This window comes from Mesorhizobium sp. M0862, from assembly GCF_040319795.1.
In the GTDB taxonomy this organism is placed as follows: domain Bacteria; phylum Pseudomonadota; class Alphaproteobacteria; order Rhizobiales; family Rhizobiaceae; genus Mesorhizobium.
Genome location: NZ_JAMYOJ010000011.1, coordinates 23,862 through 50,033, shown reverse-complemented (window position 1 = coordinate 50,033; position 26,172 = coordinate 23,862). Strand labels below are relative to the sequence as shown.

The window sequence follows — 26,172 nt, the reverse complement described above, 5'->3', positions numbered from 1 at the left end:
CGCCACCACTGGAAACGAAACGTACCGTTCCTATTTGCTTTGCGTAATCACCAAATCTTCTGGAGCTGCCACCATGCGCTACAATCAACTCGGAAATACGGGGATGTTCGTCTCCGAACTCTGCCTCGGCACAATGACCTTCGGCGCCGCCGGCGAGAATGCCCAATGGGGTCTGATCGCCAGCCTCGACCAGAAGGGCGTCAACGACATCGTTGGCCGTTCGATCGCCGCCGGCGTCAATTTCTTCGACACCGCCGACGTCTACTCCTTCGGCCAGTCCGAGCGCCTGCTCGGCCAGTCGCTCAGGGATCTCGGCGTCAAGCGCTCGGACGTCGTCATTGCCACCAAGGTGCATGGCGCCATGGGCCAGGGCCCGAACGAGCGCGGCTCTTCGCGAGGCCACATCATGGATTCGGTCGAGGGCAGCCTGGAGCGGCTGCAGCTCGACCATATCGACCTCTATCAGTTGCACGGCACCGATACGGTGACGCCGATCGACGAGACGCTACGGGCACTTGATGACCTGGTTGCCAGCGGCAAGGTTCGCTATGTCGGCGTCTCCAACTGGCAGGCATGGCGCATCGCCAAGGCTCTGGGCATTGCCGAGCGCAAGGGGTTCTCCCGCTTCGAGACCATCCAGTCCTATTACTCGATCGCCGGCCGCGATCTCGAGCGTGAGATCGTGCCGCTCATCAACGAGGAAAAGCTCGGCCTGATGGTCTGGTCGCCGATGGCCGGCGGCCTGCTGTCGGGCAAATACGGTCCCGGCGCGCCCGGCAATGGCGAGGGCCGCCGCGCCGCCTTCAACTTCCCGCCGGTCGATGAGGACCGCGCCTGGGCAGCCGTCGCCGTCATGCGCGACATCGCCAAAAAGCACGATGTCAGCGTCGCTACGGTCGCGCTCGGTTATGTCCTGGCCAAACCTTTCGTCATGAGCGTCATCATCGGCGCCAGCCGCATGGAGCAGCTCGAGCAGAACCTAGCCGCGGCCGAGGTGAAGCTCGACGCCGACGATCTCGCCAAACTGGATGAGGTCAGCGCGCTGCCGGCCGAATATCCCGGCTGGATGCTGGAGCGTCAGGGCGCCGGTCGCCGCCCGGCGCCGTTCACCCCGAAGAAATAGTCATCGCTGTCGCCTGATGCTTGGGGGGTCATCTGGCTCCCCAACGTCTTTTCAGCTCATCCGCACGCTCTCGACCAGAAAGTCGAGAAACGCCCGCACCCGTGCGGGCAAATGCCGGCCCTGGCCGACATAGACGGCGTGGGTAGGCTCCTCGTCGCCCGGATTGAAATCCTCCAGCAGCGCCGTCAGCCGCCCCGCCGCGATGTCATCGGCCACATGCCAGTGTGCCAGCCGGGCGATGCCGGCGCCGCCGACCGCCATCAACCGCATCGACTCGCCATCGCCGACCAGCGTGTTTCCGGTGATCGGCACCATGACGGCGTTCCCGGTTGCATCGACAAACGACCAGCCATCGACATGCCGGACAAAGCCGAAAGCCATGCGATTGTGCCGGTCGAGATCTGCTGGAACCAGCGGCGTGCCATGCGTCTTGAGATAGGACGGTGCGGCAACGACTGTCATCCGGCTTTGCCCGAGCTTGCGCGCCACCAGCCGCGACTCGCCGAGCGGCCCGGCGCGGATGGCGACGTCGGCACGCTCAGCCATCAAATCGATGACGCTGTCGGTCAGCACCAGATCGACCGAAATCCCGGGGTAGCGTTCGAGGAAATCAGGCAGCAGCGGGATCAGCCGATGCACCCCGAAGGGCACATAGGAGTTGACGCGCAGCCGTCCGCGCGGCGCGGCACCCACGGCCGCCTCGCGCTCGGCCGCCGCCATATCGGCCAGGATGCGCACCCCGCTGTCATAGAACGCCGTCCCTTCCGGCGTCAGCTGCAGCTTGCGCGTCGAGCGCGTGACCAGCCGCGCGCCGAGCCTTGCCTCCAGTCGCGCGATCAGCTTGCTCACCGCCGACGGTGTCATACGCAGCGAACGAGCCGCAGCCGAGAAACTGCCCGCCTCGACGACGCGGACGAACACTTCGATCTCGCCGGAACGGTTGATATCGGGTCTGGCCATTTGTGAATCTATTTCACAGGAAATATGCCCAAGGCAAGTCTGGTTCACAAGGCATGGCAACACGATCTCTGCGGTCGGGGCGCGGGTCTGGTCGCGTTCATCGAGTTCGAACTGGAAACCGCCATGCCTCTTGCTCTCTACGCCCTCGCTGCCGGCGCCTTCGGCATCGGTGTCACCGAATTCGTCATCATGGGGCTGCTGATCGATGTCAGCAAAGATCTCGGAGTCTCGATCTCGGCCGCCGGCCAGTTGATTTCGGGCTACGCGTTGGGCGTCGTCATCGGCGCGCCGCTTTTGACCATCGCCACCGGCAACTGGCCCCGCAAGACCGTCCTTCTGGCCCTTATGGCGATCTTCACGCTCGGCAACCTCGCCTGTGCGATCGCCCCCGACTACTGGACGCTGATGGGCGCCCGCATCATCACCGCCTTTGCCCATGGCACTTTCTTTGGCGTCGGCTCGGTGGTCGCCACCGGCCTGGTCGCGCCCAACAAGAAAGCCTCGGCGATCGCGCTGATGTTCACCGGCCTGACTATCGCCAACATCCTCGGCGTGCCCTTCGGCACTTGGCTCGGCCAGACCTTCGGCTGGCGCGCCACCTTCTGGGCCGTAACCCTGGTCGGCTTGGCAGCCTTTGCCGTCATCCTGCTTCTGGTGCCGCGCAGCAAGGAAGCGCCCGAGAAGACCAATCTGCGCGCCGACCTCGCAGTGCTGCGCCGCACGCCGGTGCTGCTCGGCCTCGCCACCACCGTGCTCGGCTATGCCGGCGTCTTCGCCGTCTTCACCTACATCGCCCCGCTGCTCACCGAGATCACCGGTTTTGGGGAAGCCGCCGTGTCGCCGATCCTGCTCGTCTTCGGTGGCGGTCTTATCGCCGGCAATCTGCTTGGCGGCAAGGTCGCCGACCGCTGGCTGGTGCCGGCGGTGCTCGGCAGCCTCGTGGTGCTGGCGTTGGTGCTGGCCACAATGACCTTCGCCGTCCACAGCCAAATCCTGGCCGTCATCTATGTCGGCCTGCTTGGTGCCGCCGCCTTCGCCACCGTGGCGCCGCTGCAGATGTGGGTGCTGGAAAAGGCGCAAGGCGCGGGCCAGAGCCTCGCCTCGTCCTTCAACATCGCCGCCTTCAACCTCGGCAATGCCGCCGGCGCTTGGCTTGGCGGCGCGGTGATTGCCCATGACCTCGGCCTCGGCTCACTAACCTGGATCGCCGCTTTGCTGCCGGTCGCGGCTCTTGGCGTCGCTGCCCTGGCGCTGCGCCTCGATCGCGCCCCCACAATCGGGGTGCCGGTCTGCGCCCAGTCATGAGCATCACGCGCAATCCTTCTTCGACATCATCAAGGAGCATAAAATGGATTATCGACGTCTCGGCGCATCGGGCCTGAAAGTGCCCGCACTCTCTTTCGGCGCCGGCACTTTCGGCGGCTCCGGGCCGCTGTTCGGGGCCTGGGGCAACAGCGATGCCAAGGAAGCGCGGCGGCTGATCGACATCTGCCTCGAGGCCGGCGTCAATCTGTTCGACACCGCCGATGTCTATTCGAACGGCGCCTCCGAGGAAGTGCTTGGCGAAGCCATCAAAGGCCGCCGCGACGCGGTGCTGATCTCGACCAAGACTTCGCTGCCGATGGGCGACAGACCGGCCGACTACGGCTCGTCGCGCTCGCGGCTGATCAAAGCCGTCGACGCCGCCCTGAAGCGCATGGGCACCGATTACATCGACCTGTTGCAGCTGCACGCCTTCGATGCCGGCACGCCGATCGAGGAGGTGTTGTCGACGCTGGACGACCTCGTGCGCGCCGGCAAGCTGCGCTATGTCGGCGTCTCCAACTTCTCCGGCTGGCAGGTGATGAAATCGCTGGCGGAAGCTGACAAGCATGCTTATCCGCGCTACGCCGCGCATCAGGTCTACTACTCGCTGGTCGGTCGCGACTATGAATGGGAGCTGATGCCGCTCGGTATCGACCAGGGCATCGGCGCGCTGGTGTGGAGCCCGCTCGGCTGGGGCCGCCTGACCGGCAAGATCCGCCGCGGCCAGCCCCTGCCGGAAAAGAGCCGGCTGCACGACACCGCCGATTTCGGCCCGCCGGTCGCGGACCAACATCTCTACCGGGTCATGGATGCGCTTGATGCGATGGCTGAAGAGACCGGCAAGACCGTGCCGCAGATCGCCATCAACTGGCTGTTGCGGCGCCCGACCGTGTCCTCGGTCATCATCGGCGCCCGCAACGAGGAACAGCTGCGCCAGAACCTCGGCGCCGTCGGCTGGGCATTGACGCCGGAGCAGGTCAAAAAGCTCGACGCCGCAAGCGAAGTGACCGCGCCCTACCCGTACTTCCCTTATCGCCGCCAGGAAGGTTTCGCCCGACTGAACCCGCCTGCGGTGTGATCGCACGACGTTGAAGCTGCCAATCTCCCCCCTTGCGGGGGAGATCAGCTATACTGCCGCTCAGTGCAGCACGAACTCCCCATCCACCTTCCGCCATTCGTTCGGCGCGATCAGCTTCTGGTGCGTGTAGCTGATCGAATGCAGCGGCCCGTCGAGCCTGGCCTTCCAGAACTCGATGAACTTGATCAGCACCGGAAACTTCGGCGCCAGATCGTAATCCTGCCAGATGAAGCTCTGCAGCAGATGCGGGTGGTCGGGAAAATGGTACAGAATCTTGGCCGTGGTCAGGCCATACCCCTTGAGCATCAGGTCCATTTCGGAATGATCGCGCATGACAGCCCCTTGGCCTAGTTGATTCTCCATTCCTCCCAACACCGAATTGTGCGCGCCGTTCCTTAACTGTCTATGATTTTCCTGATCCCAGTCGGGTTTTATGCACGAAAACATGCAGTTAGCAGCGACCGCTGCCGAGTGCTGATACAACCGAAACGGGAGCTGCGGCATCGCGCCACGCGAATCCAACGTCTAATGTTGCCGTCAGCGCGGAACTGTTAATAATGCCGCCGAATTCGCGGCTGCGTCGCCGTGATCCTGGCTGTGGTCAAGCCGGCGGGGTGGTTTGGGAGGAAAGTGAAGACATGTCCGAGGTGAAGATCCACCGCGTCCAGCCGGCGTGGAAGAAGAATGCGCTGATCGACAACGACACCTACCTCAAATGGTATGCCGACAGCGTGAAGAATCCGGACAAGTTCTGGGGCAAGCACGGCAAGCGCATCGACTGGTTCAAGCCGTTCAGCAAGGTCAAGAACACCTCCTTCGAGGGCAAGGTCTCGATCAAATGGTTCGAGGACGGCGAAACCAACGTCTCCTACAACTGCATCGACCGCCATTTGAAGAAGCGCGGCAACCAGACAGCCATCATCTGGGAAGGCGACAATCCCTACGACGACAAGAAGATCACCTATAACGAGCTCTACGAGCATGTCTGCCGGCTCGCCAATGTGATGAAGAAGCACGGCGTCAGGAAGGGCGACCGCGTCACCATCTACATGCCGATGATCCCGGAAGCGGCCTACGCGATGCTGGCTTGCACCCGCATCGGCGCCATCCACTCGATCGTCTTCGGCGGCTTTTCACCGGACGCGCTGGCCGGCCGCATCGATGACTGCAAGTCGACCTTCGTCATCACCGCCGACGAAGGCCTGCGCGGCGGCAAGCCGATCCCGCTGAAGGAAAACACCGACAGAGCGATCGAAATCGCCGCCAAGGCCGGCACCAAGGTCGATAAGGTGGTCGTCGTTCGTCGCACCGGCGGCAAGACCGGCTGGGTCCAGGGACGCGACATCTGGTACCATGACGAGATCGCCACGGTGAAAGGCGACTGCAAGCCGGAGAAGATGAAGGCCGAGGATCCGCTGTTCATCCTCTATACCTCAGGCTCGACCGGCAAGCCGAAGGGAGTGCTGCACACCACCGCCGGCTATCTCGTCTATGTCGCGATGACCCACCAATATGTCTTCGACTACCATGATGGCGATATCTACTGGTGCACCGCCGATGTCGGTTGGGTCACCGGCCACAGCTATATCGTCTATGGCCCGCTCGCCAACGGCGCCGCCACGCTGATGTTCGAGGGCGTGCCGAACTACCCCTCGCAGTCGCGCTTCTGGGAAGTCATCGACAAGCACAAGGTCAACATCTTCTACACCGCGCCGACGGCGCTGCGCGCGCTGATGGGCGCCGGCGACGAACCGGTGAAGAAGACCTCGCGCAAGTCGCTGCGCGTGCTGGGCTCGGTCGGCGAACCGATCAATCCGGAAGCCTGGGAGTGGTATTTCAACATCGTCGGCAACGGCAAGGTGCCGATCGTCGACACCTGGTGGCAGACCGAGACCGGCGGCATCCTGATCACGCCGCTGCCCGGCGCCACCGACCTCAAGGCTGGTTCGGCGACGCGGCCCTTCTTCGGCATCAGGCCGCAGCTGGTCGACGGCGAAGGTAGGGTGCTGGAAGGGGCGGCCGACGGCAATCTCTGCATCGCCGATTCCTGGCCCGGCCAGATGCGCACGGTCTATGGCGATCATGACCGCTTCGTGCAGACCTATTTCTCCACCTACAAGGGCAAATACTTCACCGGTGACGGCTGTCGCCGCGACGCCGACGGCTATTACTGGATCACCGGCCGCGTCGACGACGTCATCAACGTTTCCGGCCACCGCATGGGAACGGCCGAGGTCGAATCGGCGCTCGTCAGCCATGAGAAGGTGTCGGAAGCAGCTGTCGTCGGCTATCCCCACGACATCAAGGGCCAGGGCATCTACAGCTACGTTACCTTGATGAAAGGCGTGGAGCCGAGCGAGGAACTGCGCAAGGAGCTCGTGGCCCATGTCCGCAAGGAGATCGGCGCCATCGCCTCGCCCGACAAGCTGCAATTCGCGCCCGGACTGCCGAAAACCCGCTCCGGCAAGATCATGCGCCGTATCCTGCGCAAGATCGCCGAGGACGATTTTTCCGCGCTCGGCGATACCTCGACACTGGCCGATCCGGCCGTGGTCGATGATCTGATCGCCAACCGCCAGAACAAGAAGGGCTGAGGGGATTTGATGGCTGCACTGGGCGCAGTCACGGAGCTCTGGCGTTACCCCGCAAGTTCGCTTGCCGGCGAACGCCAGGACGCCATTTCGGTCGGCCTTGAAACCATCGACGGCGACCGGCTGTTCGGCCTTGTCGATGTCTCGGACAATGAGATCGCGCGGCCCGACCGCGACGCCAAGTGGCACAAGGTGCCGCGCATCCGCACCCGGCTGAGCAAGGACCGCAAGCTGGAGATCGCCGTTCCCGACGGCGACTGGCTGGCAGTGCCGGGTGTGGAATGCGACCAAGCCATCTCGGCCTATCTCGGCTTCGCCGCCTCGATCAGGCCGTTCAGCCAGGACAACGCTCCCGGCTACACCGGCCCGCTCACCGCGGCGCGCTACCGCAAAGCGCCGATCCATCTCTTGACCACCGCATCGCTGGCGCGGCTCAAGGCGCTGCACCCCGAAGGCATTCCCGATCCGCGCCGCTTCCGCCCCAACATCGTCGTCGACATGGCGGCGGTCAAAGGCTCGTTTCCCGAGACCGAATGGATTGGCCGCAAGCTCGCCATCGGCGATCTGCTGGTGACCGTCTCGGAGCCGTGCCGCCGCTGCGGCTTCACCATCATCAGCCAGGACGGCTTCGACCACGATCCCGGCATCCTGCGCAATCTGGTCCGCCACAACGCGCACAATCTTGGCGTCTATTGCACTGTGGACAGGCCTGCCCGCGTCGAGATCGGCGCGCCGATGCGGTTCGTGTAGGCCTCTACCGCGAGGCAGCGAATCGCAGACCTTGGAAAGCGTGGGGTTCGGCCCCGAATCCTATCTCTACCGATACAGATCCGCCCGTGTCGGCGGCAGCCCGCTCGGCCCGCGTGCGCGTTTGGTGACGACGGTCTGAAAAATCTGCGCCGAGGCGCGCTCGAAGGTGATCGAGCAGCCGGTGAGATAAAGCAGCCACAGCCGTGCCTTGGCCTCGCCGACTTCGGCGACCGCCTCGTCGAAGCGAGCCTGTAGCCGCTCGGCCCACAGCCGGCAGGTGCGCGCATAGTGCTCGCGCAGATTCTCGACGTCGTAGACCAGGAAGCCATGCGCCTCCAGATTGCCCAGCGTCATGCCGATCGTGTCGAGTTCGCCGCCTGGGAAAATGTATTTGAGCAGCGCCTTGAACTCCGGCCCCTTGCGCAAGGTTTTCTTCAAGTCGCCCTTGCTGCGCCTGGTGATGGCGTGGTGCAGATAGATGCCGCCGGGCTTCAGCAAGCGATGGATGGTCTTGAAATAGGTGGCGTGGTTGGCGAGGCCGAGATGCTCGAACATGCCGATCGACGATATCTTGTCGAAGGAGCCTTTGAGCTCCGTATAGGATTTGATTTCGATGGTGATGCGGTCCTGCAGCCCTTCGGCACGGATGCGCTCGCGGGCGAGATCGGTCTGCGCCTGCGACAGCGACACGCCATGGCCGACGACGCCGTAATTTTTGGCCGCATGGATCAGCATGGCACCCCAGCCGCAGCCGATGTCCAGCAGCTTTTCGCCCGGCTTCAGCCTGAGCTTGCGGCAGATATGGTCGAGCTTGTCGGCCTGCGCCTGGTCGATGCCATCGGCGAAATCCTTAAAGTAGCCGCAGCTGTAGACCATGCGCTCGTCGAGGAAGAGCCGGTAAAAGGCATTCGAAATGTCGTAGTGATGCTGGATCGCCTCCTGGCTCGACCCGCTGACATAGGGGTTGCGACCCGACAGATCGGTGCGTGCACTCATCTGCTTGCGTGACAGGAGCACCGCCGGCAGGTCGCGCAGGATCGCCAGCTTCGGCAGCGACTTGAGCTTGGTCCTGAGCTTGCCTTGCGACGGCAGTGCGTAGAAATCGAAAATCGTCCCGTCTTCGATGTCTATCGTCTTGGAGATCCACATCTCGATCAGCGTCGACAGCGATGGCCGCTTCACCACCTGCCAGACGATGTCCTGGTCGTTGATGGTGAGCACGGGCCCGATGGCGGGACCGATCCGCTCGCCGGTCCACAGCTTGACCGCAAAACCCGGCTTCAGCGTTTCGATCACCGTTCGCACGATGCGCGCGGCCTTCTCGGCTGCCTCCATGGCCATCCTCCCGAGTCCTGACAATCCACCTTGCATGGATTTTGCCCGCCCTCGCGGCTCTTCGCAACCCGGCGCAAAAGGCGGCTCGCCAGCTATTTCAAATCGGCATCTTGTTTTTTGCTGCAACGCACCCCATCATCTGTACGTGTTCAACAAATCGAAAGGAGGTGATCCGATGTCGAGTGATTTCGTTTTCCAGAACGTGGCCTCAGCGGATTGCACTTTCGGGAAGCAGTCTTCCCGTTAAGGCGCGATAAGCGCGGCGGGTGACCTCGGTCGCCGCCATTGGCCGCGCCACGGACGGAAACACGGAAGGCCGCCGGCTTCGTCAAGAAGCGGCGGCCTTTTCCATTTCCGGATTGTGTGTCGAAGCAGATCAGAATCCGGTCACGCCAGCATCCGCGCGCTGATCGTCTTGTCGACGCCGTGATAGGGCGGATTGAACAGCTTGCCTTCCTGCTCGTAGGTCCAGACCTTGAACAGCGAGAGTTGGTGTGGGCCGAAACTGTGCAGCAGCGGGACATCCGTGGCATCGCGGCCGCGCGCGATGACGACGCGGCCGATCCTGGGTTTGTTGTGGCGCGGGTCGAACGTGTACCACTTGCCGTCGAGGAACACTTCCATCCAGGCTGAAAAATCCATCGGCGCCGGGTCGGCCGGTACGCCGATGTCGCCGAGATAACCGTTCACATAGCGGGCCGGGATGTTCATGCAGCGGCAGAGCGTGATCGCCAGATGGGCGAAGTCGCGGCATACACCAACCTGCTCCTCATGCGCTTGGGCTGCGGTACGCGTCGACCGCGCATAGCCATAGCCGAAGGACAGCCGGTTGTGGACATAGTCGACGATCGCCTGCACCCGCGCCCAGCCGGAGGGAACATGGCCGAAAAGCTGCCAGGCCAGACTGCTCAGATGATCGGTCTCGCAATAGCGGCTGCCGAGGAGGTAGCCGAGCACATCGTCCGGCAGTTCCGCCACCGGCACTTCCCTGGCCAGCGTGTTGACCGCGTCAGGCTCGCCGCTGTCCTCGACGGCTGCGTCATAGAGAATGCGGAAACTGCCGGCGGGTACGGTGAAGCGGCGGCAGGTATTGCCGAACAGATCGTGATAGACCTTGCTCGGCACTGAAGGCGACGTCAGCACGCGCGTCTGCCGTTTGATGTCGGCCTGACGATCCCTGTGGATATCAAGCAGCGAGATGACCGGCGTGGCGCCGACGCATTCAATGGCGATTTCGTAGCCGAGCCGGATCAGCACAATGATTGCCCCTTCGATCCCGTGGAAAACAGTATGCTCAAAACGCCAGAGGCGGGACCATGGTTCCCTGGAACTATCGAAAAGGCTCTCCCGCGGCTTCCCAGGCAGGCGTGGCGACGTTACGGTCGAACGACATGTTTCGACCTCCCGAAACGATCCCTAACCCGTGGAAAATCTGATGTTTGCAGGCAGAAAATTCGCCGCGTTCCTGTTCGATATGGATGGCACGGTGCTCAATTCGATCGCCTCGGCCGAGCGCGTCTGGGCGGCGTGGGCGCTTAAGCACGGTCTCGACGTCGAAGCCTTCCTGCCGACGATCCATGGCGTGCGGGCGGTCGAGACCATCACCAGGCTGGCGCTTCCCGGCGTCGACCCTGTTCATGAGGCGTTTGTGCTGTTGCAGGCCGAGTCGGACGATGTCGAAGGCGTGCTGCCGATCGCCGGCGCAGTACGGTTTCTCAACGCGCTGCCGGCCGAGCGCTGGGCGATCGTCACCTCCGCGCCGCGCCCGTTGGCGCTGCTGCGCATGCGGGCCGCCGGCATCCCGGTTCCCGCCTTGGTGGTCGCGGCCGAGGATGTGTCGCACGGCAAACCGGCGCCCGACTGTTTCCTGCTGGCGGCAAAACGGCTCGGCGTCGACATCGGCGACTGTCTGGTCTTCGAGGACGCACCGGCCGGTATCGCGGCGGCGGAAGCAGCGGGCGCGTCGGTGATGGTGATCAGCGCCACTCACCAGCATCCAATGACGACTCAGCACAACTCGATTGGCGGCTACGAAACCGTCTCCATCGCCATCGATGACAGCGGCTGGATGACGCTGGGGGCACAGCGCAGCGCGGCCTGAGGAACTGGAGGACTGGAGGACTGGAGGACTGGAGGACTGGAGGACTGGAGGACTGGAGGACTGGAGGACTGGAGGACTGGAGGACTGGAGGACTGGAGAACTGCTATGCGCCTTTTTCTTCAACTCTTCAGTTCACCAGTTCCCCAGTTCTTCCGTTCCTGAACCCCTAGAAATCGCTAGCCAGTCCCTTCACTTCCCAGTCGCCGTAGCGGCCGGGTTCCTTGCCGCCGCGGCCGCCGATTTCCTTCGGCAACGCAGCTTCCTTCTGGCGATACGCTTCACGGCGCGCCTCGGCTTCAGCCAGCGCTCGGCTGGCCGCCGGCGTCAGGTCCTTCTCCCGGTCGGCATCGGCTTTGCTGGGTTGGTCGGTCATGCGATAGTCCGGGCGGATTGAAACGAAGGGCGGCGTTTCCCATCATATAGCCATGAGTTCACCCCGATCGACCTTTTTTTGCCACGGCCGCACAGGGAGCAGATGATGAGCACGCTACGCACCACCATGCTTCTGGCCGCGATGACGGCGCTGTTCATGGGCGTCGGCTTTCTGATCGGCGGCACCGGCGGCATGATGATCGCCTTCCTGGTCGCCGCGGGCACCAATCTGTTCAGCTACTGGAATGCCGACAAGATGGTGCTGTCGATGAACCGCGCCGTCGAGGTCAACGCGAAGAACGCGCCCGAATTCCACGCCATCGTCGAGGCGTTGGCCAAGCAGGCCGGCCTGCCGATGCCCAAGACTTATCTGATCGACAATCCGCAGCCGAACGCCTTCGCCACCGGCCGCAATCCCGAGAACGCCGCGGTCGCGGCCTCGACCGGGCTGCTGGAGCGCCTGTCGCATGAGGAGGTGGCGGCAGTCATGGCGCATGAGCTGGCCCACATCCAGCATCGAGACACGCTGACCATGACCATTGTCGCGACACTCGCCGGCGCCATCTCGATGCTCGGCAATTTCGCCTTCTTCTTCGGCGGCAGCCGCGACAACAACAACCCGTTCGGCTTTGTCGGCGTGCTGGTGGCGATGCTGGTCGCACCCTTCGCCGCCATGATCGTGCAGATGGCGGTCAGCCGCACGCGCGAATACGAGGCCGACCGGCGCGGCGCCGAAATCGTTGGAAATCCGCTTTGGCTGGCATCGGCGCTTGACAAGATCGCCCGCGGCGCCGAACGCATCCGCAACCAGGATGCCGAACGCAATCCCGCGACCGCGCATCTCTTCATCATCAATCCCCTTCACGGCGAGCGCATGGACAGCCTGTTTTCGACCCACCCGAATACCGACAACCGCATCGCCGCGCTGCAGGCGATGGCGCGCGACATGGCAGGCCGCCAGCCGGCGCCGCGCCAAGCGCCGACGCCCGGGCAAACAGAAGAATTCCCGGCCGATGCCGTGCAAGGCCCGTGGGGCAAGGCAGCACGCCCCACTCCGCCGACCAGACCGGCCAAGCCGAAAGCCAATCCGTGGGGCCGCAATCCGACCGGACCCAAAGGTCCGTGGTCGTGAGCGGCGCCAGATCCCGGCCCGCACATTCAGGCGATCGCGAAAACAGCTCGGACGAATTCGTCGCCGGCCTCGCCGCGCGCAAGGCAGCGGCGCGGCTGCTGGCCGCCGTTATCGACGCCAAGACGCCGCTCGACGGGCTGACGGACCACGAGAACGGCCATCCGCAATACAAGGTGCTCGACCTGCGCGACCGCGGCCTGGTGCGCGCCATACTGGTGACCGCGCTGCGCTACCGCATGACCATTGCCGGGCTCCTCGCCCGCCGCCTTGAAAAGCCGCTGCCACCCAACGCCACAGCTTTGTCGCACATCCTGCATGTTGCGGCGGCGCAGATCCTGTTCCTCGACATCCCCGACAGCGCCGCCGTCGATTTGGCTGTGACCCACGCCAAGTCGGACCCACGCACGCAGCGCTTTTCCGGCCTCGTCAACGGCGTGCTGCGCACTTTGGTGCGCGCCAAGGAAACCGAACTGCCGGCAGCTCTTGCCGCCACCGATGAGGCGCCAAAATGGTTCTCCGATCGCCTGAAAGCTGCCTATGGCCCTGAGATGACCAGACAGATCCTGGCGGCGCATCGCGTTGAGGCGCCGGTGGATTTCACGGTCAAGGCCGATCCCGAACTGTGGGCCGAAAAGCTCGGCGGCATCGTGCTGCCGACCGGCACGGTGCGAGTGGAAAAGCTCAGCGCCTCCGTCACCGAACTGCCGGGCTTCAGCGAAGGCGCATGGTGGGTCCAGGACGCCGCCGCCAGTTTTCCGGCGCGGCTGTTCGGCGATGTCAAAGGATTACGCGTCGCCGACCTCTGCGCCGCCCCCGGCGGCAAGACCGCTCAGCTGATCCTTGCCGGCGCCAAAGTCACCGCCGTGGACACCTCGAAGAACCGGCTGGCGCGGCTGACGCAGAACCTCGAACGACTCGGGCTGTCCGCCGAGATCGTGCAGGCCGATCTGCTGAAATACCAGCCGGCGGAGCTTTTCGACGCCGTCCTGCTCGACGCGCCCTGCTCTTCCACAGGCACGGTTCGGCGCCACCCCGACGTGCCATGGACCAAGACGGCAGCCGACGTCGAAAAGCTAGCCGATCTGCAAGCAAAGCTGCTCGCCCGCGCCGTCACTTTGGTCAAACCGGGCGGTCGGATTGTTTTTTCCAACTGTTCGCTGGACCCGATCGAAGGCGAGGATCTGTATCGCGTCTTTCTGGCCGGCAACAAAACCGTCGCCGACGATCCACTGCAGCCCGGCGAAATCGCCGGCATCGACGCCTTCCTGACCCCGCAAGGCACGCTGCGCACCACACCCGCCGATCTTGACCGTGGTTCGCCAGGGGTTTCCGGCCTGGACGGCTTCTTTGCCGCCCGCATGCGACGTCTGGCCTGACTCCGACGCGACGACATGCCTAAAGCATGTCGTCCAAGGACCAGTGCTTCCCCCACCTTGCATCGATCTCATCATCGACATTCTGGTAGCGGATATCGGTGGAGAGCCGGATACGCCCCTCCGCACTCTGGTTGGTCGTCGAGGCGTGGATCATATAGGGCGAGTGGAGGACGACATCGCCGGCCTCGAAGTCCGCGATCAGCCAGCGTGTATCGAACCGCTCCGCCATGTCGGGCAGGTCCTTCGACACCCAGCCGCCCTCGCTCATGTTCCTGTTGTAGGCGCTGATGCGCTCCTGCGGGCTCAGCCCGGCATTGTCCCTGGCGAACCGGGCCTCCATGTCGAGGCCGATGGCGTGCGATCGCTCGAGATAGACCAGGCCGCCCATGTCGACGGGAACGTCGCCGATCGGGATCCAGGCCGTGACGATGCGGCTGGTGCCGCCGCGAAGATAGACGAGATCGTAATGCGCCGGCGTCGCCACGGTGGTGCCCGGTTGGGTGAAGCGCATGATCTTGCGCTTGTGCAAATAGGACAGCCCGCCGACGAACGCATCCATCAGCCGGGCCATCCGGGGCTGTGCGCAGAACCCTTCATAGGCGGTGGAGCGAACCAGCGCCATCAACCGGCGATCGGCGAGCTGACGGTCGAACGTGCCGGCCGCCAGGCCAAGCGCGGGATCGGACCCGGGCTGCAGCAAGCCGGTGTCGGCCAGATACGAAAACACCCAGCCGCGAAAATCCATGACGTCGCGGCGCGGCAGCATACCTTTCAGCCAGACATAGCCTTGCTCGGCAAGGAGGCCTCGAATGGCATCGATGCCGATCCCGGCGTCGGTTGGCACGAGATGGCCCAACCGGTTCGGCGCCATCGATAATGTCTTGCCGTTGGCGTTCAGATCGATTGACGCAACAGGACTCCGTCGTTGCATGCCACCTGTTGAGCTTGACATTTCAGCCACCTGCGATTTTCCATCCTTAGCTGGAAATGCCATACTGTTTGCACACTCGCCCATGGACGGAACGAAGCCATGGACTTTTCGCTCATGAACGATCTCTCTTACGCACTCTACAGATCCGCACCGGCCGCGGCCGGCGGCCTGTCGGTTACAGGGATTGGTCGGCATCGCGTCACGCAGGCGATCCAAGCGCGCAAATTGCCGGAATTCGCCGTGGTGCTGATTGAGAACGGTCAAGGCTGGCTTGAAACCAGGACTGCCGGCATGCAGACGATCCAAGCGCCGGCCCTGTTCTGGCTGCTTCCCGGGAGGATGCATTCCTACGGCCCGGACGCATCGGGCTGGCTCGAACGCTGGGCACTCTTCGACGGGGCCTTGATACGCGATTTCACCCGGCTGCGGCTGATTGCCGAGGACGCCCCTGTCGTCCCCTTGCGCGACCTCGGCAAAATGCAGCGGCTGTTCGACAGGCTGCATGGTGAGCTGTCGCTCGATACGATGCTGAGCCAGGCAGAAGCCGCCGCCACGATGCATCGCATCGTCGTGCGTGCTGCCCGCCAGGCAATGGATTGGAACAACCGTCAACGAAACCCCAGCCTCCAGGATGCCGCCGACATGCAGCCCATCGTCGACGAATTGCGCCGCTGCGCGTGCGACTCGGTGGATCTCGATGCCTTCGCCGCGAAATTCTCGATGTCGCCGGCAACCTTGCGGCGCAGATTTGCGCGGGCAGCCGGCATGTCGCCCAAGGCCTTCCAACTGCGCACGAGGCTCGACCGCGCCAAACAGATGCTGGCCGCCTCCGATTCGCCCATAGAGTCCATTGCGGCCGCCGTCGGCATCCACGACGCCTTCTATTTCTCCCGTCTGTTTCGCGACCGGGAAAACTGTTCGCCCAGCGAATTTCGGTCTCGCCACAACCGCAAGTGAGTGCCGGATTGCCGGGCTTAAACCCGCGAAGCGCTTGACTTTTTTCGGGGCGGGTCGGTGGCCGGCAGCGTGAGGCGCTTCACGTCGGCGGAATTCGACTTCGCACAAGTTCTTGAATCATATAAGCTTGTGCTGGGGTACCGGAACATGATGCCGAAAAGTGTGACGCGGTTTTCGGGCGACAGCATGCTCTATCTCCAGGCGACGAGGAGGGGTTTTGGCACTGGCTGCCGGCAGCACGACACGTCTGTGGACGCTTGTCGCTAAGGAGTTTTGGCGCAAGACGCGCCGGCGCCTTCGCGCAGGGCCAGTCTATCGCTGGCGCTATTCCGGGCGCACGCCCGAACGCGTCCTGATTGCACCGCCCGACCTCAGGCTCGCCGATCCGCAGATCGCGCTCGAGATCTATTATGGCCGCTATCCGCTGTCGGGACATCTGGTCGAGACCGGCGGCAAATCGCCATTCCAGATCGATGTCGCCAATCGCGGCTGGGTGAAGACGCTGCACGGCTTTCGCTGGCTGCGCCATATGCGCGCCGCCGGCACCGAGCTGGCCGCCGCCAATGCACGCGCGCTTGTCTCCGACTGGATCGCCATGCATGGCAACCAGATTTCCGGCATAGCCTGGGAGCCCGGCACCACCGCCAAGCGAGTCATTGCCTGGTTGCAACACTCCTCGGTTGTCCTACAAGGGGCCGAATTTCCGTTCTATCGCGCCTTCCTGAAATCGCTCGCCGTGCAGATCCGCTATCTCCGCTCGATGGCGCGCGAGATGCCGGACGGCAAGGACAGGCTGCGCGCTCGTATCGCGCTTGCCTTCGCCGCGCTGTCGCTGCCGGCGCCGGCCTCGGCACTGCGCGGCGCCACCCGCAACCTGGCGGAAGAACTCGACCGCCAGATCCTTCCCGATGGCGGCCATATTTCGCGCAACCCGATGGCGGTGCTCGAATTGCTCGCCGATCTCCTGCCGCTGCGTCAGACCTATGCCAACCAGGCCGAAACGCCACCGGCCGCCCTGATGGGCGCCATCGACCGCATGCTGCCGGCGCTCCGTTTCTTCCGCCATCAGGATGGCAGCCTCGCCCGCTTCAACGGCATGGGCGCCACCATCCACGACCGTATAGCCACCATCTTGCGCCACGACGACACCGCCGGCGCGCCGCTGCTGCACGCGCCGCATTCCGGCTATGAGCGCCTGTCGATGGGCGGCGTGACGGTGATTGCCGATACCGGCCCGTCGCCGGCCGTCGATGTGTCCAACGCCGCGCATGCCGGGTGCCTGGCCTTCGAACTCTCGTCCGGTCGCCAGCATTATATCGTCAATGCCGGCATCGACACCTATGGCGCCGCCGAGTTCCGGCCGCTGGCCCGTGCCACCGCGGCGCATTCGACCGCCACCATCAACGACACCTCGTCAGCGCGGTTTTCCCATTCGCTGCGCGTCAACGACCTGCTCGGCTCACCCTTGCTCGGCGGCCCGCAGCATGTGCCTTGCAAGCGCATCGACCAGAAGGGCGCGCAAGGCTTCATCGCCCGCCATGACGGCTATGTGCAGCGCTTCGGCTTCCTGCATGAGCGCGAGCTGAAACTGTCGAGCGAGGGCAATGTGCTCGCCGGCAGGGATCGCTTCCTCCGCCCGGGCGGTGCGGCGATCCGCAACAATGGCCGCGACTTCGTCGTGGTGCGCTTCCACATCCACCCTGATATCAACCTTTTGCAGGACGAGCATGACCGCCTGGTGCTGACCGCCGACCAGGCCGACACATGGGTGTTCACCTGCACCGAAGTGGTGCCGGAGGTCGAGGAATCGATCTATTTCGCCGGCCTTGGCGGCCCGCGCCGCAGCCGCCAGATCGTGCTCGCCTTCAAGGCCTCGGAGATCGCCGAGGTGCATTGGCAGCTCACGCGCACCGGCATCGCCGGCTATCCCGAGAACAGCTGAGCGTCGTTGCCGGCGCCGGCTTGATCGAGCTTCCGGCTTGATTTCCTGACCTCATGTGCTACGGCCCGGCAACGCTCTCCAATCAGCCCTGAAAGGCCGCCAGCCCATGGCCGTCGCCGCCAAGAACATTCCGGCACCCGACCTCCTTCCGGTCCGCCGCGCCCTGCTTTCCGTCTTCGACAAGACCGGCCTGACCGACTTCGCCAAAGGGCTGGTCGCGGCCGGCGTCGAGCTGGTCTCGACCGGAGGTACGGCAAAGGCGATCGCCGAGGCGGGGCTGGCGGTGCGTGACGTCTCGGAACTGACAGGCTTTCCCGAGATCATGGACGGCCGCGTCAAGACGCTGCACCCGTCGGTGCATGGCGCACTGCTCGGCGTGCGCGACGATCCCGAACACGCCAAGGCGATGCACGATCACGGCATCGAGCCGATCGATCTGCTCGTCTCCAATCTCTACCCGTTCGAGGAGGTCCGCCGCTCCGGCGCCGACTATGCCGCTGTTGTCGAGAACATCGACATTGGCGGCCCGGCGATGATCCGCGCCTCGGCCAAGAACCATGCCTATGTCGCCATCGTCACCGATCCCGGCGATTATGCCTCGGTGCTGAACGCGCTAGAGATGAACATCGGCTCGCTGTCGCTGGATTTCCGCCAGAAGCTGGCGGCAAAGGCCTTTGCCCGCACCGCCAGCTACGATGCGGCGATCTCCGGCTGGTTCGCCGAAACGCTGGAGATCGAGCATCCGACCTGGCGCGCCTTCGGGGGCAGGCTGGAAAGCGTCATGCGCTATGGCGAGAACCCGCATCAGAGCGCCGGCTTCTATGTCAATGGCGACAAGCGGCCGGGGGTCGCCACGGCTCGCCAGTTGCAGGGCAAGCAGCTGTCCTACAACAACATCAACGACACCGATGCCGCCTTCGAGCTGGTGGGCGAGTTCGACCCCAACCGCTGCGCCGCCGTTGCCATCATCAAGCACGCCAACCCGTGCGGCGTCGCCGAGGACGCTTCGCTGGCTGCTGCCTATGCGAGAGCGCTGGCCTGCGACCCGGTTTCGGCCTTTGGCGGTATCGTCGCCATGAACCGCATCCTCGATGCGGAAGCGGCGCAGGAGATCGTAAAAACCTTCACCGAGGTGATCATCGCGCCGAACGCGTCGGAGGACGCTGTCCGCATCATCGCCGCCAAAAAGAATTTGCGACTGCTGGTCACCGGCGGTCTGCCCGATCCGCACGCCGGCGGCATCACTGTGAAATCCGTCGCCGGCGGCATGCTCGTCCAGGGCCGCGACAACGCGGTGGTCGACGATCTCGAGCTCAAGGTGGTGACCAAGCGCGCACCGAGTGCGGCCGAGATGGCCGACCTCAAATTCGCTTTCCGCATCGCCAAGCACGTCAAGTCGAACGCCATCGTCTATGCAAAAGACGGCGCTACCGTCGGCATCGGCGCCGGCCAGATGAGCCGCGTCGATTCCTCGCGCATCGCCGCCCGCAAGGCCCTCGACGCGGCGGAAGCAGCTGGCCTCGCGGAGCCGTTGACCAAGGGCTCGGTGGTCGCCTCCGACGCTTTCTTCCCTTTCGCCGACGGGCTGATCTCAGCCATCGAAGCCGGCGCCACGGCGGTGATCCAGCCCGGCGGCTCGATGCGCGACGACGACGTTATCGCCGCTGCCGACGCGCATGGCATTGCTATGGTGTTTACCGGCGTGAGGCATTTCAGGCATTGAGCGCCTCTGCCTTTTCCCACAAGGGGAGAAGGAAAAGTGCGGCGCTATTCCACCGGCTGATCCGCCGGGTACGGCGTCCAGATCAATATCGCGATCCCAACGCCCAGGAACAGCACGATGGCCGCCATGCCGAGCCGCGCCGAGCCGCTGGCGAGCGTGATCGACGCCACCATGAACGGCGCCAGGAAACTCGTGGCCCTTCCGGCCAGCGCATAGATGCCGAAATAGCGGCCGGATTCGGCTGCGGTCACGCTGCGCGCCATGTAGGAGCGTGACGACGCCTGCACCGGTCCGAACGCCAGCCCGATTAACAGGCCATAGAAAATGTAGGCCTTTTCCGCCGCCGTGCCGAACAGGCCGCCACTATCGGCTCCCGGCATCATCCAGGCGCCGAACAATGTGTAGCCTGGCCCGGTCGAAACGATGCCGATGGTGGCGATGCTGAGCAGGACGAGCGAAATCATCACGATGGTCTTGGAGCCAAGCGCGGTGTCCAGCCATGCGGCAACCAGGCAGCCGACGATGGCGACGACGTTGAGGATAATGCCGAACATGCCGATCTCAGTGATCGACCAGTGGAACATCGCTGCCGCAAAGGTGCCGCCCAAAGCGAGCAGCGCATTGACGCCGTCCTGATAAATCATGCGGGCGACAAGGAAGCGGAAGATGCCTTTGCGCCGGCGCACTTCAGTCAGCGTCGACTTCAGTTCCGACAGCCCCTCGCGCACCGCGGGCCCGATCGGAATCCCCTTGATGGCGTCCGGCGTAAAGAAGAACATCGGCAGGATGAACAGGAAATACCAGCCGGCCGACAGCGGCCCGGTGGCGCGCGCGTCCTCGCCGAGTTTCGGGTCGAGCCCAAAGAGCGGGTCGATGCCGATGATCGTCTTGCCGGTCTCCGGCGAACCCGCAAGACAGGCGACAACAAAGATCAGCGCGATCATGCCGCCGAGATAACCAAGTCCCCAGGCAATGTTGGAGACGTGGCCGATCTCGCTCTTCGGCACCAGGCGCGGCATCATCGAATCGTTGAACACGGTCGAGAATTCCGCCGCGACCGAAGCGAGAGAAAAGAACAGCACCACCAGGAAAAGGTTCGAGCCGGGAGCGGCGAACCATAGCAGGCAAAGGCTGATGATCTTGATCGAGGCGAAGAACGCAATCCACGGCTTGCGCGGCCCGGTCTGGTCGGCAATCGAGCCGAGGATGGGAGACAGCACGGCAATGACCAGGCCCGCAACAGCGATGCCGTAGCCCCAGGCCGCCTGGCCTGAGATCGGATCGCTCGCCATGCGCGAGACGAAATAAGGCCCGAAGATGAAGGTGGTGACGACGGTGAAAAACGGCTGCGCCGCCCAGTCGAAGAACATCCATCCCCAGATGCCGTGCCCGGATGCCCGCTGCACTGTTTCTACCGCCGCCATGATGATTCCCCCGGGACACCGCGCTTCTCGGATGCCATGTCTGCATGTTTCGAGTGCTCATGCAAACCGCCAAAGATTCGCGCTGCCCCTCACCTGCCTGCCAGCATCCTCTCCCCGAATAGTGACGGGGAGAGGGTTGCTCTCATCGATGATTTCGCTAGTCGCCAGCGTTGCAACAAGGGCGCCAAGGCTACGGCCCGCCCTTTCTCCTCGTCACTATACGGAGAGAAATGCCAGGCAGGGCAATGAGGGCGGCGCCGGCGTTTCGGAGATGTTCACATCCCCGTCAGATCGCTCATCAGCCCCGAAGCCACCGACAGCCTGGACACGGTGATATCCCCGCCTTCGGTCAGCGCCTGCAGCCGCTCGCGGATGCGCGCCACGCGCTCGCCTCCGGCTTCCAGCCAGGCCGCCACAGGATCCGCCGTCCCGGCATGGCCGGCGAGAGCCGCCACCGCAATGCCGCGCCGCGCCGCGCCGATCGTGTCGGTGGCGCGCGACAGCGCCAGCTGGTCGTAATAGTCCGACGGCGTGATTGAACGCGCCGCCTCTTCGACGCGCGGAATGCGGAAGGCATCGCTGACGGCGAAGAACGCCTTGGCCGAGGCGACGACGTCGGCATTGGCCGTGCGCGCCGTCAGTGCGATGTCGGGGATCAGTCCCGCCACATCGGCCATTGCCAGCTGCCCGGCGAGCTTTTCGGGGGCGCCGGCCTTGAACAGGCCATACCGCCTCTCCTCGACCCGCTCGCGCGAGAAGGCCGGTAGCAGCGAGAGCAGCTTCGGCTCCAGCGCCATGCGCGCCTCTTGCAGTTCGGCAATGCGCTGGCCGAGCGCTGCGGTGCCGGCATCGTTCTTCAGATACCAGCCGCTGGTCACGAAGATAAGCCGGCTGACGGACTGGTAGAGATCGAGCTGCGCCTGGCCGTCGATGTGGCTGTCCAGCGCATCGATCTCCTGATAGAGCGCCGGCAACGCGAAGCCGTCGCGCACCACGGCGAAGGTGCGCACCACGTCGGCCGCGCTGCGCCCCGTGGCTTCCTGCAGCCGGTTGACGAATGACGGTCCGCCGCGATTGACGAGATCGTTGGCGACGACGCGGGCGATGATTTCGCGGCGCAGCCGGTGGCCATGGATCTCGGCCGCATATTTCTTCGCCATCCGGTCAGGGAAATAGCCCATCAGATCGCGGTCGAAATGCGCGTCGTCAGGCACGTCGCTGGCGACGATGTCGGAAAACAGCACGATCTTGGCATAGGCGAGCAGCACGCCAAGCTCCGCCCGGGTCAGCGGCTCGCCACGCGCCTCGCGCTCGGCAAGGGCGGCCGGCGACGGCAGCGTCTCGACAGCGCGGTCGAGCAGGCCCCGAGCCTCCAGCGCCGCCATGAACCGGCTCTGGTGCGCGATGTCGGCAAGGCCGCGCTTGCGGGCGATGGAAAGCGCCAGCGTCTGTTCGTAATTGTTGGACAGCACGAGGCCGGCGACCTCGTCGGTCATCTCGGCCAGCAGCTTGTTGCGCGCCGGCCGGGTCAGCGATCCCTTGCGCATGGCGGACGCCAGCGCGATCTTGATGTTGACCTCGACGTCGGAGCAGTTGACGCCGCCGGAATTGTCGATGGCATCGGAGTTGCAGCGACCGCCATTCATGCCGAATTCGATGCGGGCACGCTGCGTGACGCCGAGATTGGCGCCCTCGCCGATCACTTTGGCCCGCACATCGAGCGCGGTGATGCGGATGGCGTCATTGGCGCGGTCGCCGACTTCGGCATTGGTTTCGCCCGAGGCCCGCAAATACGTGCCGATGCCGCCGAACCACAGAAGGTCGACGTTCGCCTTGAGGATGGCGGTCATGATCTCGGCCGGTGTCGCGGTGGTCTTGGCGAGGCCAATCGCCGCCGCCGCTGCCGCAGGCAGCGTGATCGACTTCTGGCTGCGCGAGACGATGACGCCGCCTTCCGACAGTTTGGTCTTGTCGTAGTCCTGCCAGGACGAACGCGGCAGCGCGAACATGCGCTCGCGCTCGGCCATCGACGCCACCCTGTCTGGATCGGGATCAATGAAGATGTCGCGATGGTCGAAGGCGGCGATCAGCCTGGTCTGCGGCGACAGCAGCATGCCGTTGCCGAACACGTCGCCCGACATGTCGCCGACGCCGACGACGGTGAAGGGGGTGGCCTGGATGTCGCGGTTGATCTCGCGGAAATGCCGCTTGACCGCTTCCCAGGCGCCTTTGGCGGTGATGCCCATCTTCTTGTGGTCGTAACCGGCCGAGCCGCCGCTGGCGAAGGCGTCGTCGAGCCAGAAGCCGTGGCTTTCGCTGATGGCGTTGGCGGTGTCGGAAAAGGTCGCCGTGCCCTTGTCGGCGGCGACGACGAAATAGGGATCGTCGGGGTCGCGCCTGACAACGCCGGCCGGCGGGATGACACCGTCCAGCCCGATATTGTCGGTAATCGACAACAGGCTGGAAACGAAATTCTTGTAGGCCGAGGTGCCGGCCTCGAAGATGGCGTCGCGGCCGGCGCTCATCGGCAGCTTCTTCGGATAGAAGCCGCCCTTGGCGCCGACCGGCACTATGACGGCGTTCTTGACCTGCTGCGCCTTGACCAGGCCGAGCACCTCGGTGCGGTAATCCTGGGCGCGGTCCGACCAGCGCAGGCCGCCGCGCGCAACCGGGCCGAAGCGCAGATGCACGCCCTCGACCTCGGACCCATAGACGAAGATCTCGCGCCACGGCCGCGGCGCCGGCAGGCCATCGACCGCTTGCGAGTCCAGCTTGATCGCCAGTGACTGGCCCCGCGCCTTCGTTCCCGCAACGAAATGATTGGTGCGCAACGAGGCTTCGATCAGGTTGAGATAGCGGCGGATGATGGTGTCGTCATCAATGTTAGGGACTTCCTCCAGCGCGTCCTTGATCTTGGCCTTGAGGTGCTTGGCGGCGACGACGCCTTCCGTCTCGGCGGTCGGGCCGAGACGAGCGACGAACAGTGCATGCAGGCCGCGCGCAATGTCGGGATAGCGGTTGAGCGCGGCCGCGATGAAATCCTGGCTCTGCGGGATACCGGCTTGCTGCAGGTAGCGGCCATAGGCGCGCAGAATGCTGACTTCGCCCGACCACAGGCCGGCGGTCTGGGCAAGCCCGTTATAGCTGTCATTGTCGATGTCGCCGCGCCAGACCGACAGGAACGCGTCCTCGAACAGCGCGCCGCCATCGCTGAGGTCGATCGGCTTGCCGTAGCTGTTCTCCAACTCCATGTCGTGGACGAAGACGGTGTCGCCGCCGTCCTCGCCAACTTCGAAGGTGCGCTCGCTGATGACGCGGAAGCCGATGTTTTCCAGCACCGGCACGCGACGCGACAGCGCTACCGGGCTGCCGTGGTGGTAGATCTTCAGCGCTGCCTGATGCGGTTTCTGCTCGGCATGGCGGTAATAGTCGATGGCGATCGGGTTGGCGGTGCTGATGCCGGCGATGCGCCCCGCATCCTTCAGCGCGACGGCCGCGCTGAAGGAATCGCGATAGCTCTCAGGCAGACGCGCGGCGATCGCCTTCAGCGATGGATCGCCGCCGACGGCTTCCGCAGCTTCGGCCAGCGCGTCGTCCCAGGTTCGCACGATGTCGCGGATCGCCGCTTCGATCACCGCCTGCTCGACCTTCGGCGTCTTGCCGCCGGAGCGGCCGATGATGAAATGCACACGCGCCAGCCCGCCCTCGGGGAAAGCCGGATAGTAAGCCGACAAACGGCCTTCGAAGACGGTCTTGAGATAGGTGCCGATCTTCTCGCGCACGACGCTGTCATAGCGGTCGCGCGGCACGAAGACGAGGATCGAGACGAAGCGGTCGAACTGGTCGGCGCGCACCAGCGCCCGCACCCGCGGCCGCTCGACCAGGCCGAGAATGGCCGCGGCGTGCTTCTTCAGGATCGGCACCGGCACCTGGAACAGTTCGTCGCGCGGATAGCTCTCCAGAACGTTGATCAGTGCCTTGCCGGAATGGTCGTGCCGGTCGAAGCCGGACTTGGCGATGATGGTCTCGGCCTTTGACCTCAGATACGGGATTTTCATCACCGAGCGCGTGTAGGCGGTCGAGGTGAACAGGCCGACCATGCGCAACTCGCCGGCAAGCGTGCCCTTGGCGGTGTAGGTTTTGACGCCGATATAATCGAGATAAATGCGGCGGTGCACCAGCGACTTGGCGTTGGCCTTGGTGACGATCAGCGGCTCCGGCCCATGCAGGAAGGCGCGGATTTCGGGCGTCGTCGTCACCGCCTCGGTGCCGCGCCGGAGCACCAGCACATCCGGGTCGGCGAGGATGCCGAGACCGGGTTTGTCGGCGCGCTCCAGATTGCCGCTCTCCGCGCCGCCGGAATATTTGAACTCGCGCATGCCAAGGAAAGTGAAATTGTCGTCGCGCAGCCATTCAAGGAAGGCGATGGCCTCGGCAACGCTCTTCTTGTCGAGCGGCACGGCGGAATAGCGGAATTCGGAAATCGCCTGGTCGAGACGGGCGAGCATCGGCTTCCAGTCGCTGACGGCGGCGCGCACCTGGTTGAGCATCTTGCGCAGGCGGTCGGCCAGCGCGTCGGCCTGCTCCGCCGTCAGGCGCGGAATATGGACATGGACGACGCTCAGGCGGTCGTGATTGCCATCGTCCTTGAGGGCGCTGCCGTCGCCGAGGATCTCGTCGACGCCGGCCTTGCCGTGACGCACGGCGATGACCGGATGGGTGACCAAAGTCGGTTCGCCGGCAGTTTCTGTGATCTCGCCGAGGATCGAATCGAACAGGAACGGCATGTTGTCGTTGACGACGGTGATGATCGTCATCGGGCGGCCCTCGCGGGAGACGCCCGACCCGGCATCGACGGCGACGACACTTTGGCCCTTCTTGTGGGCGGCGACCGCACGTCCTGCCAGGTCGGCGGCGCGCTCCAGGTCGGCGGCGTCATAGGCGGCAATGTCTTCGGCCGGCGCGCGGGCCAGCAGATAGTCGGCGAGCCTGGCCGGCTTCCCGTCGGGTTTCACCCCGGCATTGGCTGTTTTCTTCGGCTTAGCTGCGGATTTCACGCTCGCCATGTTGTC

General features: G+C 64.3%; 19 protein-coding genes. 11 read left to right on the top strand and 8 right to left on the bottom strand.

What is annotated here, in order from left to right; genetic code table 11:
- The first annotated feature begins 73 nt into the window (after positions 1-73).
- Complete coding sequence (locus NKI15_RS17810) at positions 74-1,123, top strand: aldo/keto reductase (protein WP_023700208.1); 1,050 nt, start codon at positions 74-76, stop codon at positions 1,121-1,123.
- Positions 1,124-1,174: 51 nt separating this feature from the next.
- On the opposite strand, the gene NKI15_RS17805 is transcribed toward NKI15_RS17810, so the two are convergent.
- Positions 1,175-2,083 carry a LysR family transcriptional regulator gene (locus NKI15_RS17805; protein ID WP_023700207.1) on the bottom strand — a complete coding sequence of 303 codons (909 nt, stop codon included), beginning with the start codon at positions 2,081-2,083 and terminating at the stop codon, positions 1,175-1,177.
- Between the two features lie 123 nt (positions 2,084-2,206).
- Between NKI15_RS17805 and NKI15_RS17800 the strand changes: the two genes are divergently transcribed.
- Positions 2,207-3,388 carry an MFS transporter gene (locus NKI15_RS17800; RefSeq protein ID WP_286458483.1) on the top strand — a complete coding sequence of 394 codons (1,182 nt, stop codon included), beginning with the start codon at positions 2,207-2,209 and terminating at the stop codon, positions 3,386-3,388.
- 43 nt (positions 3,389-3,431) lie between these two features.
- Entirely contained in the window at positions 3,432-4,466 is a 1,035-nt protein-coding gene (locus NKI15_RS17795; RefSeq protein WP_023688867.1) for an aldo/keto reductase, read from the top strand.
- Positions 4,467-4,526: 60 nt separating this feature from the next.
- Here NKI15_RS17795 and NKI15_RS17790 read toward each other — a convergent pair whose 3' ends face one another.
- Positions 4,527-4,799 (bottom strand): usg protein, encoded by a 273-nt coding sequence (locus tag NKI15_RS17790; RefSeq protein ID WP_023668649.1) that lies wholly within the window; start codon positions 4,797-4,799, stop codon positions 4,527-4,529.
- A gap of 305 nt (positions 4,800-5,104) precedes the next feature.
- Here NKI15_RS17790 and acs point away from each other — a divergent pair, with 305 nt between their 5' ends.
- A complete protein-coding gene (gene acs, locus NKI15_RS17785; protein WP_352886463.1) occupies positions 5,105-7,060 on the top strand; it encodes an acetate--CoA ligase in 1,956 nt (651 codons plus the stop codon).
- A 9-nt stretch (positions 7,061-7,069) separates the two neighbouring features.
- A complete protein-coding gene (locus NKI15_RS17780) occupies positions 7,070-7,807 on the top strand; it encodes an MOSC domain-containing protein (RefSeq protein ID WP_023688865.1) in 738 nt (245 codons plus the stop codon).
- A 66-nt stretch (positions 7,808-7,873) separates the two neighbouring features.
- Here the strand turns inward: NKI15_RS17780 and NKI15_RS17775 are convergent, their stop codons facing one another.
- Together NKI15_RS17775 and NKI15_RS17770 are read right to left on the bottom strand one after the other, a co-directional pair.
- Complete coding sequence (locus NKI15_RS17775) at positions 7,874-9,142, bottom strand: class I SAM-dependent methyltransferase (RefSeq protein ID WP_023688864.1); 1,269 nt, start codon at positions 9,140-9,142, stop codon at positions 7,874-7,876.
- Positions 9,143-9,529: 387 nt separating this feature from the next.
- Positions 9,530-10,399: a transglutaminase-like domain-containing protein gene (locus NKI15_RS17770; RefSeq protein WP_023688863.1), complete on the bottom strand. Its 870-nt coding sequence runs from the start codon at positions 10,397-10,399 to the stop codon at positions 9,530-9,532.
- A 178-nt stretch (positions 10,400-10,577) separates the two neighbouring features.
- On the opposite strand from NKI15_RS17770, the gene NKI15_RS17765 reads away from it, so the two are divergent.
- Positions 10,578-11,243 (top strand): HAD-IA family hydrolase, encoded by a 666-nt coding sequence (locus NKI15_RS17765; RefSeq protein ID WP_023668644.1) that lies wholly within the window; start codon positions 10,578-10,580, stop codon positions 11,241-11,243.
- A 166-nt stretch (positions 11,244-11,409) separates the two neighbouring features.
- Here the strand turns inward: NKI15_RS17765 and NKI15_RS17760 are convergent, their stop codons facing one another.
- Positions 11,410-11,616, bottom strand: a complete 207-nt coding sequence (locus NKI15_RS17760; RefSeq protein ID WP_023688862.1) for a DUF1674 domain-containing protein — start codon at positions 11,614-11,616, stop codon at positions 11,410-11,412.
- A gap of 105 nt (positions 11,617-11,721) precedes the next feature.
- On the opposite strand from NKI15_RS17760, the gene htpX reads away from it, so the two are divergent.
- The gene (gene htpX / locus NKI15_RS17755; RefSeq protein WP_023688861.1) at positions 11,722-12,747 is read left to right on the top strand and encodes a zinc metalloprotease HtpX; all 1,026 of its coding nucleotides are present in this window, start codon (positions 11,722-11,724) and stop codon (positions 12,745-12,747) included.
- Positions 12,738-14,123 carry an RsmB/NOP family class I SAM-dependent RNA methyltransferase gene (locus tag NKI15_RS17750; protein ID WP_352514892.1) on the top strand — a complete coding sequence of 462 codons (1,386 nt, stop codon included), beginning with the start codon at positions 12,738-12,740 and terminating at the stop codon, positions 14,121-14,123. The genes htpX and NKI15_RS17750 overlap by 10 nt, the downstream gene beginning before the upstream one ends.
- 19 nt (positions 14,124-14,142) lie before the next feature.
- Here NKI15_RS17750 and NKI15_RS17745 read toward each other — a convergent pair whose 3' ends face one another.
- Positions 14,143-14,994: a phytanoyl-CoA dioxygenase family protein gene (locus NKI15_RS17745; protein WP_502898705.1), complete on the bottom strand. Its 852-nt coding sequence runs from the start codon at positions 14,992-14,994 to the stop codon at positions 14,143-14,145.
- A 159-nt stretch (positions 14,995-15,153) separates the two neighbouring features.
- Between NKI15_RS17745 and NKI15_RS17740 the strand changes: the two genes are divergently transcribed.
- The 3 genes from NKI15_RS17740 (at position 15,154) to purH (ending at position 19,676) form a co-directional block, all read left to right on the top strand.
- Positions 15,154-16,011: a helix-turn-helix transcriptional regulator gene (locus tag NKI15_RS17740; RefSeq protein ID WP_502898700.1), complete on the top strand. Its 858-nt coding sequence runs from the start codon at positions 15,154-15,156 to the stop codon at positions 16,009-16,011.
- Between the two features lie 217 nt (positions 16,012-16,228).
- A complete protein-coding gene (locus NKI15_RS17735; protein ID WP_352514894.1) occupies positions 16,229-17,953 on the top strand; it encodes a heparinase II/III family protein in 1,725 nt (574 codons plus the stop codon).
- Between the two features lie 106 nt (positions 17,954-18,059).
- On the top strand, positions 18,060-19,676 hold the full coding sequence (gene purH, locus NKI15_RS17730; RefSeq protein WP_023752666.1) for a bifunctional phosphoribosylaminoimidazolecarboxamide formyltransferase/IMP cyclohydrolase: 1,617 nt from the start codon (positions 18,060-18,062) through the stop codon (positions 19,674-19,676).
- Positions 19,677-19,720: 44 nt separating this feature from the next.
- Here purH and NKI15_RS17725 read toward each other — a convergent pair whose 3' ends face one another.
- Entirely contained in the window at positions 19,721-21,100 is a 1,380-nt protein-coding gene (locus NKI15_RS17725) for an MFS transporter (protein WP_352886459.1), read from the bottom strand.
- 275 nt (positions 21,101-21,375) lie between these two features.
- On the bottom strand, positions 21,376-26,166 hold the full coding sequence (locus NKI15_RS17720; protein ID WP_352796513.1) for an NAD-glutamate dehydrogenase: 4,791 nt from the start codon (positions 26,164-26,166) through the stop codon (positions 21,376-21,378).
- Between the last annotated feature and the right edge of the window lie 6 nt (positions 26,167-26,172).

Bases quoted from the DNA above. Each gene is read 5' to 3' on its own strand.
- NKI15_RS17745 (WP_502898705.1), bottom strand. From the start codon at position 14,994: ATGGCGCCGAACCGGTTGGGCCATCTCGTGCCAACCGACGCCGGGATC.
- NKI15_RS17720 (WP_352796513.1), bottom strand. From the start codon at position 26,166: ATGGCGAGCGTGAAATCCGCAGCTAAGCCGAAGAAAACAGCCAATGCC.
- NKI15_RS17760 (WP_023688862.1), bottom strand. From the start codon at position 11,616: ATGACCGACCAACCCAGCAAAGCCGATGCCGACCGGGAGAAGGACCTG.
- NKI15_RS17765 (WP_023668644.1), top strand. From the start codon at position 10,578: ATGTTTGCAGGCAGAAAATTCGCCGCGTTCCTGTTCGATATGGATGGC.
- NKI15_RS17810 (WP_023700208.1), top strand. From the start codon at position 74: ATGCGCTACAATCAACTCGGAAATACGGGGATGTTCGTCTCCGAACTC.
- NKI15_RS17775 (WP_023688864.1), bottom strand. From the start codon at position 9,142: ATGGAGGCAGCCGAGAAGGCCGCGCGCATCGTGCGAACGGTGATCGAA.
- NKI15_RS17725 (WP_352886459.1), bottom strand. From the start codon at position 21,100: ATGGCGGCGGTAGAAACAGTGCAGCGGGCATCCGGGCACGGCATCTGG.
- htpX (WP_023688861.1), top strand. From the start codon at position 11,722: ATGAGCACGCTACGCACCACCATGCTTCTGGCCGCGATGACGGCGCTG.
- acs (WP_352886463.1), top strand. From the start codon at position 5,105: ATGTCCGAGGTGAAGATCCACCGCGTCCAGCCGGCGTGGAAGAAGAAT.
- NKI15_RS17795 (WP_023688867.1), top strand. From the start codon at position 3,432: ATGGATTATCGACGTCTCGGCGCATCGGGCCTGAAAGTGCCCGCACTC.
- NKI15_RS17780 (WP_023688865.1), top strand. From the start codon at position 7,070: ATGGCTGCACTGGGCGCAGTCACGGAGCTCTGGCGTTACCCCGCAAGT.
- NKI15_RS17800 (WP_286458483.1), top strand. From the start codon at position 2,207: ATGCCTCTTGCTCTCTACGCCCTCGCTGCCGGCGCCTTCGGCATCGGT.
- NKI15_RS17805 (WP_023700207.1), bottom strand. From the start codon at position 2,083: ATGGCCAGACCCGATATCAACCGTTCCGGCGAGATCGAAGTGTTCGTC.
- purH (WP_023752666.1), top strand. From the start codon at position 18,060: ATGGCCGTCGCCGCCAAGAACATTCCGGCACCCGACCTCCTTCCGGTC.
- NKI15_RS17740 (WP_502898700.1), top strand. From the start codon at position 15,154: ATGGACTTTTCGCTCATGAACGATCTCTCTTACGCACTCTACAGATCC.
- NKI15_RS17790 (WP_023668649.1), bottom strand. From the start codon at position 4,799: ATGCGCGATCATTCCGAAATGGACCTGATGCTCAAGGGGTATGGCCTG.